Raw genomic sequence first — 17400 nt, forward strand, 5'->3', positions numbered from 1 at the left:
TATCTAAAAATCGATTTCTCAATTATTTTTCAATTCGACTTAACAATAATAGAAAACAAGAGTTTAAAAACCTATGAGTAACACTACACACTCGGAAAAGTTTAGCTGGACCTCTCTGTTCTGGTTACTAATCTACTTTTGGTATTTTTCATCGTTATTACAGCTGTATGTGCTCGTAACAGGGCAAAGTAACTCCATTGGCCTTAGAGACTCACTACTTTATAGCTCCCTTTGGCTAATTCCTGCTTTATTGTTCCCAAAAAGAATCAAATTAGTTGCTGGGGTGATAGGTATTGTTCTTTGGCTATCCTCTGTTGTCGCACTCGCCTATTTTGTGGTTTATGGCCACCAAATATCGCAAAGTGTCATGTTCGTCATGTTTGAAACTAATACCAATGAAGCTGGTGAATTTCTTAAGCAATATTTTAGCTTCAAAGTCCTAGGCGTCATACTCGCCTATACTGTCGTGGCGATTTTCCTTTGGACGCGTCTAAAACCTGTCACATTACCCAAACCAGGGCGAATTGGTATTTCATTACTGATTTTAGTTATTTTATTCGGAATTCCTTATTATAACAAAGGGATAAAACAAGACCGACCAATGGCTAATGTTGCGTCTTATTTGAATAGTAAACTCGCCTATGCTGCACCATGGCAATTTGTTAGCGGTTACTTTTTATATAAAAACCAGTTGGCAAACATGGAAGAGCTAATCCGTGACAACAGTAAAATTCCGCCACTAGAAAACTTCGTCGATGCAAACGGTGATACTCCACGTACATTTGTATTAGTGATTGGTGAATCCACCAGCCGCGATAGAATGAGCCTGTATGGTTATTCACGCCCAACCACGCCTGAGTTAGAAGAACTTGCAAGGGATTATCCTAACAACTTATCAGTATTCAATGATGTTGTGACATCACGACCTTATACCATTGAAGCACTACAGCAAATTCTGACGTTCGCGACACAAACTGAACCTGAATTGTTCAATTCACGCCCTTCTATCATGAATATGATGAAGCAAGCGGGCTTTAAAACGTTTTGGATCACCAACCAGCAGACAATGACTGAACGTAATACCTTATTAACCGCATTTTCTCGCCAAACAGATAAGCAATATTATTTGAATAATGATATGGCTCAAAGCTCACGTATTTATGATGACGTGGTTTTTTCTCCATTCAAAGAAGCACTTGCAGACCCTGCTGAAAAGAAATTTATCGTTGTTCATCTGTTAGGGACTCATATGCGCTATGAATTCCGCTATCCTGAAGATAAAGCTATTTTCAAAGACAAAGATAGCGTAGTTCCCGCTAATTTAAATGAGGATGAAGTAAAAGATTATAATGCGTATGATAACGCACAACATTATAATGACTATGTTGTTTCAACATTAATCAAAGACTTTGATTCTTCAAAAGAAAATGGTTTTTTGGTATTTTTCTCGGACCACGGTGAAGATGTTTATGATACCCCGCCTCATGAAATGTTAGGGCGTAGTGAAGGTAAGCCGAGTAAGGTCATTTATAATGTGCCTTTCCTAGTTTGGCAATCACCCGAGTGGTTATCAACTCATCAATTTGATTTGAATGATAAAACAACTCGACCGTTCAGTAATATGGACTTTATCTATGCATGGTCTGATTTAGCAGGTTTAAATTATACTGGATTTGAACCTGAAAAAAGCCTGTTTAATGAGTCATTTAAGCCTCAGCCTCGTTATATTGGTGACCCAGATAATAAATCTTCATTAATGCTCTATGATGATTTGAAAAAGTAATTAATCCCCTGTCGGTGAAATATTTTTTGTATTTCACCGACCTATTCATTTAAGCAATGACTTTTAGATGCTGTGCATTTTTGCGGTTTATTTTACCATCTCGCAAAATAAACGTGACTTCACCGCGCCAAAATTCAGCCAAGAAAATATCATTTATTGATTCAATGCCTTGTAATTCAATTTGCTGCATTAACCAGCTTTCATCTCTTTCGATGGACTCCAAACCATAGCTTCTAATAACCCCTTCTTTTATCAGGATCACTGATGGCATATTTTTTTCATCGCAAATAATAGTTAACTGCCCATCGGGCTCTATTTGTGCATAATAAATTTCTTGAAAAGAGTGGATTCCTTGCGCATGAATTCGAGATGAAATATTGATAAGGTCTATCTTATTGGATTTCTCTAAAATGTTTTCCATTATAAATTGGCCTTTTTTAATAATGGGTATGGGATTACCAATCGCCACATTACGAAAAAAATTAAATCTTTTTGTTAAAAAGTTTAAAAAGCTAATAAACAAAACACCAATAATTAAAATAGTCACATACTGGTACAATGGGATAGTATCACTGTAAATCACCCCGCCAATAATGCCCCCTAAGACGAAATTACCAATGAAATCAATAGGAGTCATTTGAGAAAGCTGCGTTTTTCCCGATAGGTTCATATGAGTGATAACAATGGCAAAACCGATAATAAACTTTAAAATAATCAACGAATAATAGTACGCCATATTGCTATTCCTTTGTTATCTAAAACATACATTTGTTTTCATTATTTATTTAACTATTAAGTTTCGAACAGTTTAGCTTGATTATCTACTTTTTATAACGCTATAGCATGGAACAAACGATTATTTTCCCAAAAAATAGGTTTCAACCCAAATCCAAATTCGAAAAATATCTTTATATTTCATCATGTTATATATTTGTTTTATAATACTCTTAATTTCAACTATAGTTAAATATACACATTGGCAATCATGCCAATATCGGGCTTTAATAATGTTTTTACCTACATCGTGCTAAGGATATGTTTATGAATATAAAACTCATCACTTCACTTCTTTTCGCGGGTCTTGTTACTGTTATCGCTGGTTGTGATGACTCATCCAAACCAAGTGATACCGTTAAACAAGCAGAAGAAAAAGCCCAGCAATTAAAAGAAGATGGTGAACAAAAAGCCAATGAGCTAACTAAAGATGCGCAAAATAAAGCTGAAGAGTTGAAACAAAACGCGTCAGAGCTAAGCCAAGAAGTCAAAACAGATGCGATTAATAAAGCCGATGAAGTGGCAACCGATATGAAAGAAAAAACGGAATCGCTCAAAGCAGAAAATGACGCTGAAACTGATAAAAAATAATTTCCTCCTCAGTTCTCTTCAAGAATGTGGGCTTTAAATGCCTGCATTCTTATTTGGTGCCAAAAAAAACAACAAAACCCGCCTAACTAGTTCGCCATTCCACGATATAATTACACTTCTTATTCATTAGCAACTAGGAAAACTAATGCAAATTAAACACAGTATTGGGTACGCAAACCCAGAACTCCTTACCGATGCTTTCAGCCTGCGCCAACAAGTTTTTACTCAAGAGCAGGGGTTCCCCGCTGATATCGATGTCGATGAATATGATGAATCCGCATTACATGTGGTTTTGTATTTAAATGATCAGCCAGCAGCTGTATTACGCTGCGTACTACTTGAAGACACTCTCATCAAAGTTGGTCGTGTCGCAGTACAAAAGCCACACCGCGGCAAAGGGCTTGGACGTGAACTAATGAAATTTGTAGAACAATATGGTCGCTCCCACCATTACCCTAGAATTGCTCTTTCAGCACAACATACGGCCATTGATTTTTACCATACCCTTGGGTATCAAACTGAAGGCGAAATGTATGATGAGGACGGAATGGACCACATTTACATGACATTATCTTTAGAGTAATAATTGCCCTTGAATTAAATTCTCTCGTCCCTATATTGATAGACGGTCAAGATTTAATCAAATAGAGGTGAATAATGGCAAATGGTTGGGCAAATGAAGATGCCGTTCAAGAACAAATTGATGCCACTCTTGATGATGCGGTAGCGAAAGCGCGACAGCAATTACACTCCGGTGAAAGCGCTGAGTTTTGTGAGGAGTGTGGTGAAGCCATTCCTGAAGCCCGCCGCTTAGCATTGCCCGGCGTTAAATTCTGTATTAACTGCCAAAATGAATTAGATAAAAAACAATCTGCATTTAGTGGTTATAATCGACGTGGCAGTAAGGATAGCCAATTACGTTAGTTACATTTTCATCCCAATTTATCTGTGCTTTTTACTTACCTAGCACTTACTTTCACGTATTTGCGTTAACTTATTGGTAAAACATGTAAATAGTGCATCATTAACTATTAATTTAATGATAATTAACATGATATTTTCATCCCTTATTTAATCTTATTTCCCACTTTTGTTGATCATTCATCTATATCATGGCAGTATAACCGCCTATTTTTTAACTTATGAAGGTGGCAAAGACTCGGATTTCATTACTACTTTAGGCAGTTTAGCCTGTCATCAACACCATATTATTGTTCTTTCTATCTTGTTTCCTTAGGGAACCTTTTCGCAATTATTCATTGTTTCATTAAGAAGGACAGCGCGTTGCATACTTTGTCAATTTCGGTATGCCAAAAATAAAATAAAACAAAAGAAGGTTGTTATGAGTCAAATTGCTACTGATTCTAAAAAAGTTCGTTCTAAAATTAGTCCCCCTGTGTTTTATAGCTCTGCCATTATTATTTTGGTTATCGTTGGCTTTGCCGCTTTGATGCCAGAAGTCGCAGAATCTCATCTAAGTCATCTTCAACAAAATTTATTTAATAACGCAAGTTGGTTCTACATTCTTGCTGTCGCTATTATTCTTTTGAGTGTGACTTATCTGGGACTCTCCCGTTACGGGCAAATAAAATTGGGACCAGACCATGCCCTGCCAAATTTTAGCTATGTATCATGGTTTGCGATGTTGTTCTCCGCGGGTATGGGGATCGGCTTAATGTTCTTTGGGGTTGCTGAGCCTGTCATGCACTACCTCAACCCGCCCGTCGGTGAAGCACAAACGGTTGAAGCCGCTAAAGAAGCTATGCGCTTAACGTTCTTCCACTGGGGGCTACATGCTTGGGCTATCTATGCCATTGTCGCATTAATTTTAGCGTTTTTTAGCTATCGTCATGGCCTCCCTCTCACATTACGTTCAGCCCTTTACCCAATTATTGGTGAGCGAATTTATGGCCCTATTGGCCATGCGGTTGATGTCTTTGCCGTTGTCGGTACCGTATTTGGTGTTGCTACTTCTCTCGGTTTCGGTGTGCTACAAGTAAACGCAGGTTTAAACCATTTGTTTGGTTGGCCTGTGAATGAAACTGTGCAGGTGATCTTAATTATCACCTTTACGGGTTTAGCGACACTTTCTGTGGTTTCGGGCCTTGATAAAGGTATCCGTATTTTATCTGAACTCAACCTTGGCCTTGCTTTCTTATTACTGGTACTTATTGTTGCTTTAGGGCCAACAGTGCTTCTGCTTAAATCTTTCGTTGAAAATACGGGGGGTTATCTATCAGAGATCGTCACTAAAACCTTTAATTTATATGCGTATGAACCTAAGTCCAGTGGCTGGTTAGGGGGTTGGACCTTACTGTATTGGGGTTGGTGGTTATCATGGTCACCATTTGTCGGGATGTTTATTGCACGTATCTCCCGCGGCCGCACCATCCGTGAATTTGTCATGGGCGTATTATTCGTCCCTGCAGGGTTCACATTGATGTGGATGACGTTCTTTGGTAACACGGCGATAGATTTAATCAAAAATAAAGGCGCAACACTATTAGCAGATACGGTACAAGCTGATGTGTCTCTCGCTTTATTTGAGTTTCTTAATTACTTCCCATTTTCTTCTGTGCTCTCCTTTTTTGCTATGTTGATGGTAATTGTATTCTTTGTTACTTCAGCAGATTCAGGCGCTATGGTCGTTGATACCCTAGCCTCTGGTGGTGACTCAAATACCCCAATTTGGCAGCGTATTTTTTGGGCTGGGTTAATGGGTGTCGTTGCCATTACCATGCTGTTAGCTGGTGGTTTGCAAGCCTTGCAAACACTGACAATAGCCAGTGCGCTACCGTTTGCGATGGTGTTATTGGCCTCTATTTATGGGTTATTTAAAGCACTTCGAGTTGATGCGTATAAACGCGATAGCCAGCAATTAGCGACCATCGCCCCAACCGCCAGTCGTAACCCTATTCCATGGCAAAGGCGTTTACGTAACATCGTATATTTCCCTAAACGCGCGCATGTTAAACGCTTTATGGAAGAATCTGTGAAGCCATCAATGGAAATGGTATCGGAAGAACTGGCCAAACAAGGTACTGTATGCCATATCCATACTGACAAAGATGACCGAATAGGTTTTGAGGTCGATTTAGGCGACGATATGAACTTTTTATACGAAGTTCGCCTCCGTTACTATATTCAGCCCTCTTTTGCCTTAGCGGGTATGGGCACAGAAAGTGATGATGAAAAGAGTGAAGAACAACGCTACTACCGCGCTGAAATTCACTTAAAAGAAGGTGGGCAAGACTACGATGTGATGGGCTGGGCAAAAGAGCAGATCATTCACGATATTCTTGATCAGTACGAAAAACATATTCACTTTTTACACTTGTTGGGGAAGTAGCCCAAAAAGAGTGAGATTGAATATTAAAGACTGAAGTTTACACAGTAGTAACCGCCATCGTTACGTAAAGATGGCGGTTATTTATGATTATTTCCTAGCTTTGCCTTGTTTTATTTTTTCGCTTAATAGCCCATAACCTTAGTCATGGTACATACGCGGAAAATACTCACTAATTTTATCGTTATCCAGTAGCCTATCTTTTGTGAAATCAATGGTATCAGATATCGCAATTCCATGGCGCAATTCTTCAGGAAAGTCTTCAATTGAAGCATAAATAGTCGGCATCAAATAACGAAAATAATCCCCCATCTTAGTTTCACCTTCATAGCCGACAGGGTAATCATCTCCAGGGTTATTGCCTTCTATCGCTTGATAAATAAAAAAACCTTTATTGACTGTCAGATTAGTATCACTGTAATGTCCCGAAGTCATTAACTCATTTTCTATGCACTCTTCAACTTCTTTTTTCGAAGATAGATGTCGATAAAGACATGATGAATATAAATCTAAAATAGCTGAGCCACCTTTATTGAGGGGATAATTTACAAAGGTTGCTGATTCTTCCCACATGTATTCATTTAAATCATTCAAAAGCTCTGTAACATTATTAATCGCCAATAACGATTTAGGTAAATCACCAAAACCATTATTAATCATGACAGCAATTTTTCCGTTTTTATCCATGGCAAACCAAGTAAAAACCGAACCAAAGCTAGGTTCCCAATTAATATCTAACATACTCATCTATCTACTCCTGTTGGCCATGTAACTAGGCAATTGTCACATGTTTCTTTTATTGCTTTTAGCGAAATTGTATCTTTTCCCCAAACCTCTCTAGGCCTGACCGCTTGGGTAAATCGGATATTTTCTGGCTTAACTCCTTGGCGGATCAACGAGTCTGCTGCTGATACCTCAGCACAGGCGCCCACTTTATTTTTACAAAATGTTGTATATTCAGCTATTTTAACACCAAGTTTTTTCTCAACATAAATTACAGTGTCCTTGTTCAGCATTTCAGCTGAAATTTTACCATCGCTGTATCCAATAGCTATCTTCCCCGTTACAGGATCATATGCACCTATCATGGTGGCTGTATTTGCAGCCTGCGTCTTAGACGGGAGTCTATTAATTTCCGCAACCAATTTGTTAGTCGCAGAGGCATGTAATTGCTCTTTTTCTATGATGGGGATTAATTTAGAGGTATTAAGTTTGCCAGATGTTAATAACTCCTTTGAGGTAGTTGGTATTGCATTTTTTAATGATTTAAGTGCCTCCTCAGAGTTCGCTACAACCTTAAAGCCAGCCCCCCCGATTGCAGCTGTCGATATAGCAGCTTCAGGTGCGGCTATCTCTGCGACTGCCAAGCCTAGCTTATTAGCACAGAAACTGACGCTTGCTTTACAACCAGCAAAGCCTAATTTTAGCCCTTCTGCAATTTGTGGAGTTGCGGCAATAACTACTTCACCTCCGAGTATGATAACTACCCCTCCGACAGCAACTAAGCCCACCACTCCAGCAGCCTGTTCTCTTGCGGCTACTCTTTGTGCGGCGGCTTTATCTCCCTTAGCTGCCGCCATCATATCGAGATTGTTCTCTATAATTATTTGCTGGAGTTGATGCTCTGTATAATTATATGTATAAACCAATTCAGCAGAATTAGCGGCAGAAAAAGCGCCTTCCGGCTTATGGGTAATTAATGCCCCTGCAAGTCCACCTAAGACTTTAGTGAATTGAGTTTTGGCTTCATTACCTTTGATAGCATCTTGTACCAATGCAAGTTGTCTTTCTTGCTCATTGAGATATTTAGGCTCAAACAATTTACTGTTCAATGTTATTGCAGCTAACTCTGCCGCTAACGCACCAACAACGGCGCCTTTGACATTAGCCCCAGATATTTCGGCACTCAATCCTGCCAATGCCATATGGCTAAGTGTCTTTCCAGCATGACCGATGATTTTTCCCTGTTTATCTACATATAAATACTGGAATTTATCGCCTATCAGGTTAGCCCCTTCGGCTTGAATTTGCCCTGCCACACTATTGAGTAGGGCTGTTTTAAAGTTGTCCGTGAAGCTCCCACCTTGAATCGCTGTTCCGATAGTTGAGCTGATAGCACTTTGCCCTACCACACGCTGCGCGACTTGAGTCCAATTCCCGTCACTGAGCTTTGGTAAGGTCACTTTGGCGGGATCAGTGACTTTGCCATATAACGCAATATCAAACCCTTCAAGTGAACCCGCAATAATCATACTGGTCACTATTGATTTTGCAGTATCACTTTTCCCTAGGCTAGATAAGGTTTTTGACAGGTTTCCTTTATTCTCAACTAACGCGACAGACGCTTGAGAAACAAGTGAGGCAAACCCCGCCTGTGCCGCAGCAGAAGCCATTGACGCTGTCGTCGCTGAAGCCCCCATGCTTGTGGCAGTCGAGCTCGCAAGTCCACCAACACTGGCGGCTGTAGAGGTTCCATAAGTAGCAGCCGCTACAGCAATGGCAATCACAGCACCTACGACTGGATTAAGGCTTTCAGTTTTTATATCCCACTGGCTATAAGCATCTTTTACAACAGCCCAATTGATGTTTTTGTTATTTTTAACGTCCCCGAGCCACTCATACCCCGGAGTGCGACTTAATATGGCTAGCGCCTGCTCGAATGACTGTCCTTCTTTGGTTTTGACATCCGCAGTGATCCCTTTATTCGCATCAACCGTCAACTTGCCACCAATATGAAGGCTGGGTAGAATCCATTTATCTGAGGTATACCCTTTATTGCGCTGTGTAATATAAAACCCGTTAGAATTTGTAATCACCTGTTCAAATTGCGAGTTTTTGACAGCCTTAAAATTCACCTTACCGGTTTGACTGGTGATTTTGGCATTCTTGCCCGTATTAATTTTGGTGGCTTCTAAGGTGACATCATCCTTGGCATATAGGTTAATATCACCACCTGCGGTAAATTCAGTGACTTTATTGGTTTTATCACTGCGTGTTTTTCTCACTTCCTTTTTCGTGATACAAAGCGTCCATCTATTGCATTTCTTTTTATACTCTTCGAAGTAACTGCTTTCCTCCATGGCTTGGGCATAGAGATACCCACCTTTTGCCGCAATATCCATCGCGCCTTTGGCAATGAGACGAGACGCTTGGAAAAGAATGCTCCCCTCAGACAAAATGGTCAGCGTTTTACCACTGTTAATTTCAGTGCCAATTTGGCGATATAACTCTTCATATGTTTTCCCTGACTGTTTTCGATAATTCGTTTTAACCGACTCTAACCGTACATTTCCCCCGCTTGAGAGTGTGATGTCATTTAGGGATTTGATTGTGCTACCTTGTGCGGTAAGTGCGCCATTGGAGGCCAGCGTGACGCCTTTATCACCGGAAAGTGTCGAAGTGACATAACGTACATCTTGGTTATCTTCGTTGGGGTTGGGAATGGCAGAGTAAGCGGTAGCCGTTAATTTAGTATCACGGCCTGAAAGTACAATAATTTTTTCTGTGGATTGAAGGTTAGCCGACTGCAAGTCAATATCACGGGCCGCATTTAACGTAATATTACCATTCGCAATGAGTTGAGAGCGCAGCTCTGGGTAGCGATTGGTCTTGAATACATTGTCGACATCTTTAATCGCTTTTAAGCCTAACAAAATATCTTGGCCTGCATTGAACGTCAGTGATTTTCCACTGTTGAAGGCAATGCCATGCGCTTCAATACTTTTGCCTGCGGTGAGGTTTATTTCCCCCGAACTTGTCCAATTTCCTGTTTTTGCGAGTAACGCATTGATATTGGTGACAGGTTCTGAAGCCGCGAGTTTCATTAAGTTGAGTTCATCGCGACGAATAACAATTGGTGGATAAGCATCAATGATTCATCCTTAAGTCATTGATGCTTTATGTTCAGCTATTCCATTAATAGTAGTTCTTAAGTAGTAGTTCTTAGCCTTTTTTGAAACTAGGCTTACCATTTTTAGCACGCCATTCTTTGATTGTTTTTAAAATACCAACTGGAGAATCATCAGCGCCATCCTCTGGGTAGTAAATAAGATCACTTCCACTTGGATGCTCTGTTACTTTTTCAAAGTGAGTCACAAGCTTAATTTGTTCTTCCTCATTTGCTGTATCTGCATTACAAATAATTGTTAAAAACTTTAAAAATTCAGATTCTGTATAATCAGTAATTTTATTTTTTAGTTCCATTCTTATTTACCTCTATGGATATCAATATGTTTTTTCGGGGTTGTAACTCTTAAATTGTCCATGTCATAGACTTCTCCCCCTTCACTAATTGGGTTGTCATGGTGCAACTCATGTACCTTTCTACCACCAACTTGATCTTTTTTCCTAGCAAAAGGCGAGTATCCTTTAGAGACAAGAGTTTTATTATTCTTACTAAGATTTTTAATCAATTCTGGAAATTTTGATATCTCATTCCAGATGGCCTTCCTGAACTCATCAAAACTGTTGAATTTCTTACCTCGTAATTTATTAGCTACTTGCTCAGGAATAGGAGCACCATTTTCTTTACTGGCATCATTAAGCCATTTATCGCCAACTTTTTTGCCTTTTCCTGTAGCAGTGCCAGGCTTTTTACGCTTCTCTTCTTTTTCTTTTTTATCCTTCGCTTTCTTTTCTTTAGCTTCGGCTTTTTTCTTTTTCTCTAAAGCTATGCCCAGCTTTCTCTCTGCTTCTTTAATTGCTTTTTCAGCGTCTAAAAGTCGCTCTTTTGCTAATGTGAAACGCTCTACAATAGACTCATAAATTTCCGGATCATCAATTAGAACTTCAGGTTCGCTACCATCATCAGTCTCATATCCATATACGCTAGCAATACTCAAAATGTTAATAACATAATCTTCAGGATTACGATTGAGTAAATATGACAATGCTTTTTGATTATCAATTTTTTCAATATATTCAATACCAAATACGCTAGAAATTACCTGACTTGACTGTTTAATTTGTAAAGGATTTTTACTCACATCAGTTAAAGCACCGCCTTCCGGAGAGCTTTTAGTTTTATCGAGTTCTCTTTTTGCTGTCTGAGCATCTACATCTGCTTGTGATAACTCGCTACTTGCTTGCTTCCAATCTAATTCCGCAGCTTCAGCTGGATATAAAGCACGCCAATCTCGGTTAGCTTCCTCAATTAGTTGTTTTTCTTGTGCAGTCGTTGGATTCTTCGATATTGAAATATAAATTGGCGCATGGTCGCCACCAAAATCAACAATCCCCTGATATGTCTCAGACGTTACACTCGGAATAACCGATTCTGGCTTAACATTGTCATAAGACGGTGTTTTAAACGATGCACTCGGCTTTTTATCCGTCATTTCAATCTGTAATGCCGGTTTACCTGGTGCAATTTCAACAGAATATACACCTGGTCGCCCAGTTTTTTTAGCTTGAACAACATTGACCTGTTGCGGGTTTTTAGTCATTGCGGGCGTAACTTTATTCTTTTCTGGCGAAACAACCTGTTCAACCACAACCTTAGCCGGCACTGTTTTTTGACGAGAAATATCTTTAACGGGCATATCTGTCACGATGCTGACAGGAAGAGCCGTTAATGAATATGTTTGACTCTGTAATTTCTGATTAGCGACTAAATTGGCTAATTGTTGCTGATGTTCCCGAAAAGCAGGGTCCATTGTATCTAAAGCAATAGGGGTAGGTGTAAGTAAAGCACCAACGGCAGTTAAACGACCAGCCATCGGTAAGCTACTCTCCAATAACCCAGCCAAACGGGCAAAAGGCGAAGTGAGTGCAGTCGTATTAATTGTAATACCCCACGTTCCCTCAACTATCGCTATTTGGGACGGAATCGTCATTAACATGGCTGAGGCAATAGCTTGTTTTTCCGGCGTTTTGCTGAAATTCACCGATGAACCATTCCCTCCACCGCCTGAGTTACCGCCATCCCCATTACCTTCCGGACCAGTGCCTTTTCCGCTGTTATCATTTCCACCGTACGGATCATTCTCAGAACTCCATCCTGAACCATCTGAAGCATGTACACCCATAAAAATTTCCTTTTTTTATTAAGAATCCGTTTCATGGCACTGTGTAAATACACAGTTAAGTTAAATTAAATATAAACCTAATTCATGAATAAGAAAAAATACTAATGAATATTATTTTTGTTTGCATTACTTTTTACCTTCGCTTTCCTGCTCCCTCATCCACTCTTCATGAAATAAATCATCCTGCAGAAGGTAGCAATTGATTTTCTGTGTAGCCATAAGGCGAAATCATGAATAACGGTAAATATAATAAACGCCATATAATTTGATTATTTGTCATGTTGTTTAAGTTTTTGTCATTAACAGTCAGTTAATAGTAATGTAACTTATTCTCATTAACTGTTTTTAGATAAAAAATATTCACTATGACTAAAATTGAACACTTTCCTGTTTAATACGGTTTTTTGTGTTTATTTCATTCCATTATTTCGGTTAATACTTCATTAAAGATAATATTTAATATTACACACTGAAAATCAATCGATTGATTTTATTAGAAAATAATTTTGCTGAAGACTTTGTCACAAGTAGCCCTACAGGTAATTTCACAATTGCAAAAAAGGATATGACAGTGGGGAATTTAGCGTTTATCTAATGAGTATAAGTAAAGTTCGATTGCAGTGAATCTACAGGGAAAGGGAATTATTCAAGTGATAACTATACTCTAAATAATTCGAATTGTAGGAGCAGCAATTGAAGATAGTCAGATGAGCATACATCAGTATGTGACCCAAATAACCGAAAGAAGCCAACACAGCTAGAGCTCGAAATATGACGAAAATTTAGGCACTTTTCCGCTTATTCATCTCACGTATGTAACCCAAATAACCGAAATATGGCCAATGATTAAATTTCTAAATAGTTCGAACTCTAGCAAGGCGGCAATTGAGGATAGTTTGGGGAGCATACATCAATATATGACCCAAATAGCCGAAAGAAGCCAACACAGCTAGAGCTCGAAATATGACGAAAATTTAGGCGCTCTTTCTCTTATCAGCAGCGATATTACTATAATCTGGGCTCTCTAAAGCGATTAGCTCATCCAACAACGCAGTTAATTGCTGCATTTTCTCTGGTGAAAATGCCAGCTCTATTTTTTGATAGCCTTCTTCCACTTCCTGCCGTGCTTTGTCATAGAGCTCTTGCCCTGCAGGTGTCAAAGAGACATATAATTTACGTTGGTCATTCAACGGTTTTAAGCGGAAAATTAAACCTTCGCGCTCCATACGGGTTAGGATCCCCGTTAAACTTGGGCGCAGAATACAGGTTTGAACTGATAATTCATGAAAATCAATTGAACGCTTATCAGCTAAAACTCGAATGATACGCCATTGCTGTTCAGTCAAATTATACGACTTTAATATCGGCCGGAAAAAACCCATTGCGGTTTCTCTTGCCTGCAATAATGCAATTGTCAATGATTCATGCATAAGATTAAAACTCACCACTTAATTAACGTTACTTAACCCAATTTTGGCATTTTATGGCAGTTGCCATTTCGCTTTGTTGGCCCTGTACTTTGATGAAATCACATACCATAACTATGAGCTTTCACATCACCAGTTTGCCTTATTTAAGAGTAGCACGGTCAAATAACAATCTCAAAGAAAAACCCTAAAATATTAATGAGTAAATAATTTAAAAACTCACTTTTAAGTTAATTTTTTGTAAATCAAAAAAAATTGAAAAAATAATATTTTCTTTTATAACATAACCTTACAAGAAGACAACTTAATTATGTTAATGAGATCACAATTAAAATTAACATTTCCATAAACCTATTGCTAATTTCAAAATTATACTTTATTAATATATTAATAATTACTCGAAAGTTGAATTCTTTTCATTAAGGAGTTGTCAATGAAAGGCACTGTATTTGCCGTTGCCCTCAATCATCAAAGCCAGCTTAGCCACTGGCTTGAGGCATTCCAGCAAGCCCCTTATAAAACCCCACCAAAAACCCCAGTGTGGTTTATTAAGCCGCGTAATACGCGTATCAATTCAGGCGAGAAAATTTTGCATCCCGCTGGTGAAGAAGTGCAAAGTGGCGCTACGCTTGCTTTGGTGATCGGTAAAAATGCACGTAAAGTCAGTAAGACAGATGCACATCAGTTTATTGCTGGGTTTGCGCTGGCAAATGAAGTGAGCTTGCCAGAAGACACCTTCTATCGCCCTGCCATTAAAGCAAAATGCCGCGACACGTTTTGTCCAATTGGTGAAATGGTTGCAACTTCGCTAAATAATCCTGTCGATATCATCACCCTAGTAAATGGTAAAGAAGTGGATCGCTGGTCAACAAAAGATCTGATCCGTGATGCGAGTGAGTTAGTTGCTGCATTAAGTGACTTCGCCACCTTAAAGCAAGGGGATGTGATCCTGCTCGGCACACCACAACAACGTGTCACCATCAAACCCGGTGACGAAGTGGTTATTCAAGCGGAAGGCTTTCCTAGCCTGAAAAATACCGTTGTGGCAGCAGGAGGAAAATAATGTCTACGATTACAAAACACGCAAAAATCCTTTTTAAAGGCACTGAATATTCCGTCACCGTCGGTGATAACGAAGCCATTACGTTACCTAACGGGGACGTGATTGCGGGTGATTCTCCTGATGTTGAATGGTTACCTCCTGCGCAAGGAACCTTGTTTGCCCTAGGCCTGAACTATGCCGACCACGCTGCCGAATTAGAATTTAAGCCACCTGAAGAGCCTTTAATTTTCTTAAAAGCAGAAAGCAGCTTAACGGGTCATCGCCAAGTTTCTGTTCGCCCTGATAATGTGGAATATATGCATTATGAGTCTGAATTAGTGGTGGTGATTGGTAAAACAGCTCACAAGGTTTCAAGGGAAGATGCCATGGACTATGTCGCAGGTTACACCGTGTGTAATGACTATGCGATCCGTGACTATTTAGAGAACTATTATCGCCCAAATTTACGTGTTAAGAGTCGTGATACTTTAACGCCGATTGGCCCTTGGATTGTCGATAAAGATGCCATTAAAGATCCGCATAATTTGGCTTTGTACACCTATGTTAATGGTGAATTACGCCAAAAAGGCACCACTGCCGATCTAATTTTCGATATTCCTTTTTTAATTGCTTACCTCAGTGACTTTATGACATTGCAACCGGGAGACATGATTGCTACGGGGACACCAAAAGGGCTGTCTGACGTGGTACCGGGCGACGAAGTCATTGTTGAAGTTGAAGGCGTTGGCCGACTGGTCAACACCATTATCAGCGAAAAAGACTATGAGGAACGAGTGTAATGACTAAGATTAATCATTGGATCAACGGTAAAAACGTTGCCAGCAAAGACTATTTCGAAACCACCAACCCTGCAACGGGTGAAGTATTAGCAGAAGTCGCCGCGGGTGGACAAGATGAAATCAACCAAGCCGTTGCCGCAGCGAAAGACGCTTTTCCAAAGTGGGCCAATACCCCAATGAAAGAGCGCGCTCGCTTAATGCGTCGCCTTGGTGAATTGATCGACGAAAACGTCCCGCAAATCGCGGAAATGGAAACCAAAGATACCGGTTTACCTATTCACCAAACTAAAAACGTGTTGATCCCACGTGCTTCACATAACTTTGAATTTTTTGCTGAAATTTGCCAGCAAATGAACGGCCGTACATACCCTGTTGATGACAAGATGATGAACTACACCTTGGTTCAACCTGTGGGTGTCTGTGCGCTAATTTCCCCATGGAACGTGCCATTTATGACCGCCACATGGAAAACCGCCCCTTGTTTAGCACTGGGTAATACTGCGGTTCTGAAAATGTCTGAATTATCACCATTATCGGCAAATCGCCTCGGTGAACTGGCACTAGAAGCCGGTATTCCAGCAGGTGTTCTGAACGTGGTTCAAGGTTACGGTAGCACTGCGGGTGATGCGTTAGTTAAGCATCATGATGTCCGTGCGGTTTCCTTTACCGGCGGTACGGCTACTGGCCGCACCATTATGCAAAATGCAGGCTTGAAAAAGTATTCTATGGAGTTAGGTGGTAAATCACCTGTGTTGGTGTTTGAAGATGCCGATATTGAGCGTGCACTAGACGCAGCTCTGTTTACTATTTTCTCCATTAATGGTGAACGCTGTACGGCTGGCTCACGTATTTTCATTCAAGAAAGCATCTACCCTGAGTTTGTTAAACGCTTTGCTGAGCGGGCAAATCGCCTGATCGTCGGTGACCCGAACGATCCCAAAACCCAAGTGGGTGCATTGATCAGCCAGCAGCACTGGAACAAAGTTTCGGGTTATATTCGCTTAGGTATGGAAGAAGGCGCAACCTTGTTAGCGGGTGGTCCAGACAAACCGACTGATCTACCTGATCACCTCAAAGGTGGTAATTTCTTGCGTCCTACCGTATTGGCTGATGTCGATAACCGCATGCGTGTCGCCCAAGAAGAGATCTTTGGGCCTGTTGCTTGTTTAATTCCGTTTAAGTCTGAAGAAGACGGTTTACGCATGGCAAATGATATTGAGTACGGTCTTGCTTCGTATATTTGGACACAAGATGTCAGCAAGATTTTACGTTTATCACGCAGCATTGAGGCTGGCATGGTGTTTGTTAACACCCAAAACGTGCGTGACCTGCGCCAGCCTTTTGGTGGTGTAAAAGCTTCGGGTGTAGGCCGTGAAGGTGGCGAGTATAGCTTCGAAGTCTTCGCGGAAATGAAGAACGTCTGTATCTCCTACGGAGACCACAACATCCCTCGCTGGGGTGTGTAATAAAAAGCAAAATTATTCCGTAGCAAGCTACACCATTCTTTATTCTAAGTAATTTTGAATCAATGATAATTAATTTGGCTACTTATCCTAAATAATTCGTGTTGTAGCTAGGCGGTAAGTGAAGTTATCCCTAGGAGCATACTGA

At 40.1% G+C, this 17400-nt stretch carries 14 protein-coding genes; 8 read left to right on the top strand and 6 right to left on the bottom strand.

Annotation, left to right across the window (positions count from 1 at the left end):
• The first annotated feature begins 73 nt into the window (after positions 1-73).
• Positions 74-1783, top strand: a complete 1710-nt coding sequence (gene cptA, locus PR683_RS10715) for a phosphoethanolamine transferase CptA (protein ID WP_123382470.1) — start codon at positions 74-76, stop codon at positions 1781-1783.
• A gap of 49 nt (positions 1784-1832) precedes the next feature.
• Here cptA and PR683_RS10720 read toward each other — a convergent pair whose 3' ends face one another.
• Positions 1833-2519: a DUF421 domain-containing protein gene (locus tag PR683_RS10720; RefSeq protein WP_004914249.1), complete on the bottom strand. Its 687-nt coding sequence runs from the start codon at positions 2517-2519 to the stop codon at positions 1833-1835.
• A gap of 305 nt (positions 2520-2824) precedes the next feature.
• Between PR683_RS10720 and PR683_RS10725 the strand changes: the two genes are divergently transcribed.
• The 4 genes from PR683_RS10725 (at position 2825) to PR683_RS10740 (ending at position 6497) form a co-directional block, all read left to right on the top strand.
• Positions 2825-3148: a hypothetical protein gene (locus PR683_RS10725; protein WP_004914251.1), complete on the top strand. Its 324-nt coding sequence runs from the start codon at positions 2825-2827 to the stop codon at positions 3146-3148.
• Positions 3149-3293: 145 nt separating this feature from the next.
• Positions 3294-3731 carry a GNAT family N-acetyltransferase gene (locus PR683_RS10730; RefSeq protein ID WP_004914258.1) on the top strand — a complete coding sequence of 146 codons (438 nt, stop codon included), beginning with the start codon at positions 3294-3296 and terminating at the stop codon, positions 3729-3731.
• Between the two features lie 74 nt (positions 3732-3805).
• A complete protein-coding gene (locus PR683_RS10735; protein ID WP_196719817.1) occupies positions 3806-4072 on the top strand; it encodes a DksA/TraR family C4-type zinc finger protein in 267 nt (88 codons plus the stop codon).
• A 418-nt stretch (positions 4073-4490) separates the two neighbouring features.
• Positions 4491-6497 carry a BCCT family transporter gene (locus tag PR683_RS10740; protein WP_004914264.1) on the top strand — a complete coding sequence of 669 codons (2007 nt, stop codon included), beginning with the start codon at positions 4491-4493 and terminating at the stop codon, positions 6495-6497.
• Positions 6498-6635: 138 nt separating this feature from the next.
• On the opposite strand, the gene PR683_RS10745 is transcribed toward PR683_RS10740, so the two are convergent.
• The 5 genes from PR683_RS10745 to hpaR form a co-directional block, all read right to left on the bottom strand.
• Positions 6636-7241: a hypothetical protein gene (locus tag PR683_RS10745; protein ID WP_164528463.1), complete on the bottom strand. Its 606-nt coding sequence runs from the start codon at positions 7239-7241 to the stop codon at positions 6636-6638.
• Positions 7238-10318: a DUF637 domain-containing protein gene (locus PR683_RS10750; RefSeq protein ID WP_272581788.1), complete on the bottom strand. Its 3081-nt coding sequence runs from the start codon at positions 10316-10318 to the stop codon at positions 7238-7240. Before PR683_RS10750 ends, PR683_RS10745 begins: the two co-directional genes overlap by 4 nt.
• A 118-nt stretch (positions 10319-10436) precedes the next feature.
• Complete coding sequence (locus PR683_RS10755) at positions 10437-10697, bottom strand: bacteriocin immunity protein (RefSeq protein ID WP_004914275.1); 261 nt, start codon at positions 10695-10697, stop codon at positions 10437-10439.
• 2 nt (positions 10698-10699) lie between these two features.
• Complete coding sequence (locus tag PR683_RS10760) at positions 10700-12520, bottom strand: colicin-like bacteriocin tRNase domain-containing protein (RefSeq protein WP_109911940.1); 1821 nt, start codon at positions 12518-12520, stop codon at positions 10700-10702.
• A gap of 974 nt (positions 12521-13494) precedes the next feature.
• Complete coding sequence (gene hpaR, locus PR683_RS10765; protein ID WP_004905292.1) at positions 13495-13950, bottom strand: homoprotocatechuate degradation operon regulator HpaR; 456 nt, start codon at positions 13948-13950, stop codon at positions 13495-13497.
• 430 nt (positions 13951-14380) lie between these two features.
• Between hpaR and PR683_RS10770 the strand changes: the two genes are divergently transcribed.
• Genes PR683_RS10770 through hpaE form a run of 3 tightly spaced genes read left to right on the top strand, consistent with a single transcriptional unit; the run spans position 14381 to position 17255 of the window.
• On the top strand, positions 14381-15010 hold the full coding sequence (locus PR683_RS10770) for a fumarylacetoacetate hydrolase family protein (protein WP_109911939.1): 630 nt from the start codon (positions 14381-14383) through the stop codon (positions 15008-15010).
• A complete protein-coding gene (locus PR683_RS10775; protein ID WP_004914288.1) occupies positions 15010-15789 on the top strand; it encodes a fumarylacetoacetate hydrolase family protein in 780 nt (259 codons plus the stop codon). Before PR683_RS10770 ends, PR683_RS10775 begins: the two co-directional genes overlap by 1 nt.
• A complete protein-coding gene (gene hpaE / locus PR683_RS10780; protein WP_004905295.1) occupies positions 15789-17255 on the top strand; it encodes a 5-carboxymethyl-2-hydroxymuconate semialdehyde dehydrogenase in 1467 nt (488 codons plus the stop codon). Before PR683_RS10775 ends, hpaE begins: the two co-directional genes overlap by 1 nt.
• The last annotated feature ends 145 nt before the right edge of the window (positions 17256-17400 follow it).

The organism is Providencia sp. PROV269 (genome assembly GCF_028477785.1).
GTDB lineage: Bacteria > Pseudomonadota > Gammaproteobacteria > Enterobacterales > Enterobacteriaceae > Providencia > Providencia rettgeri.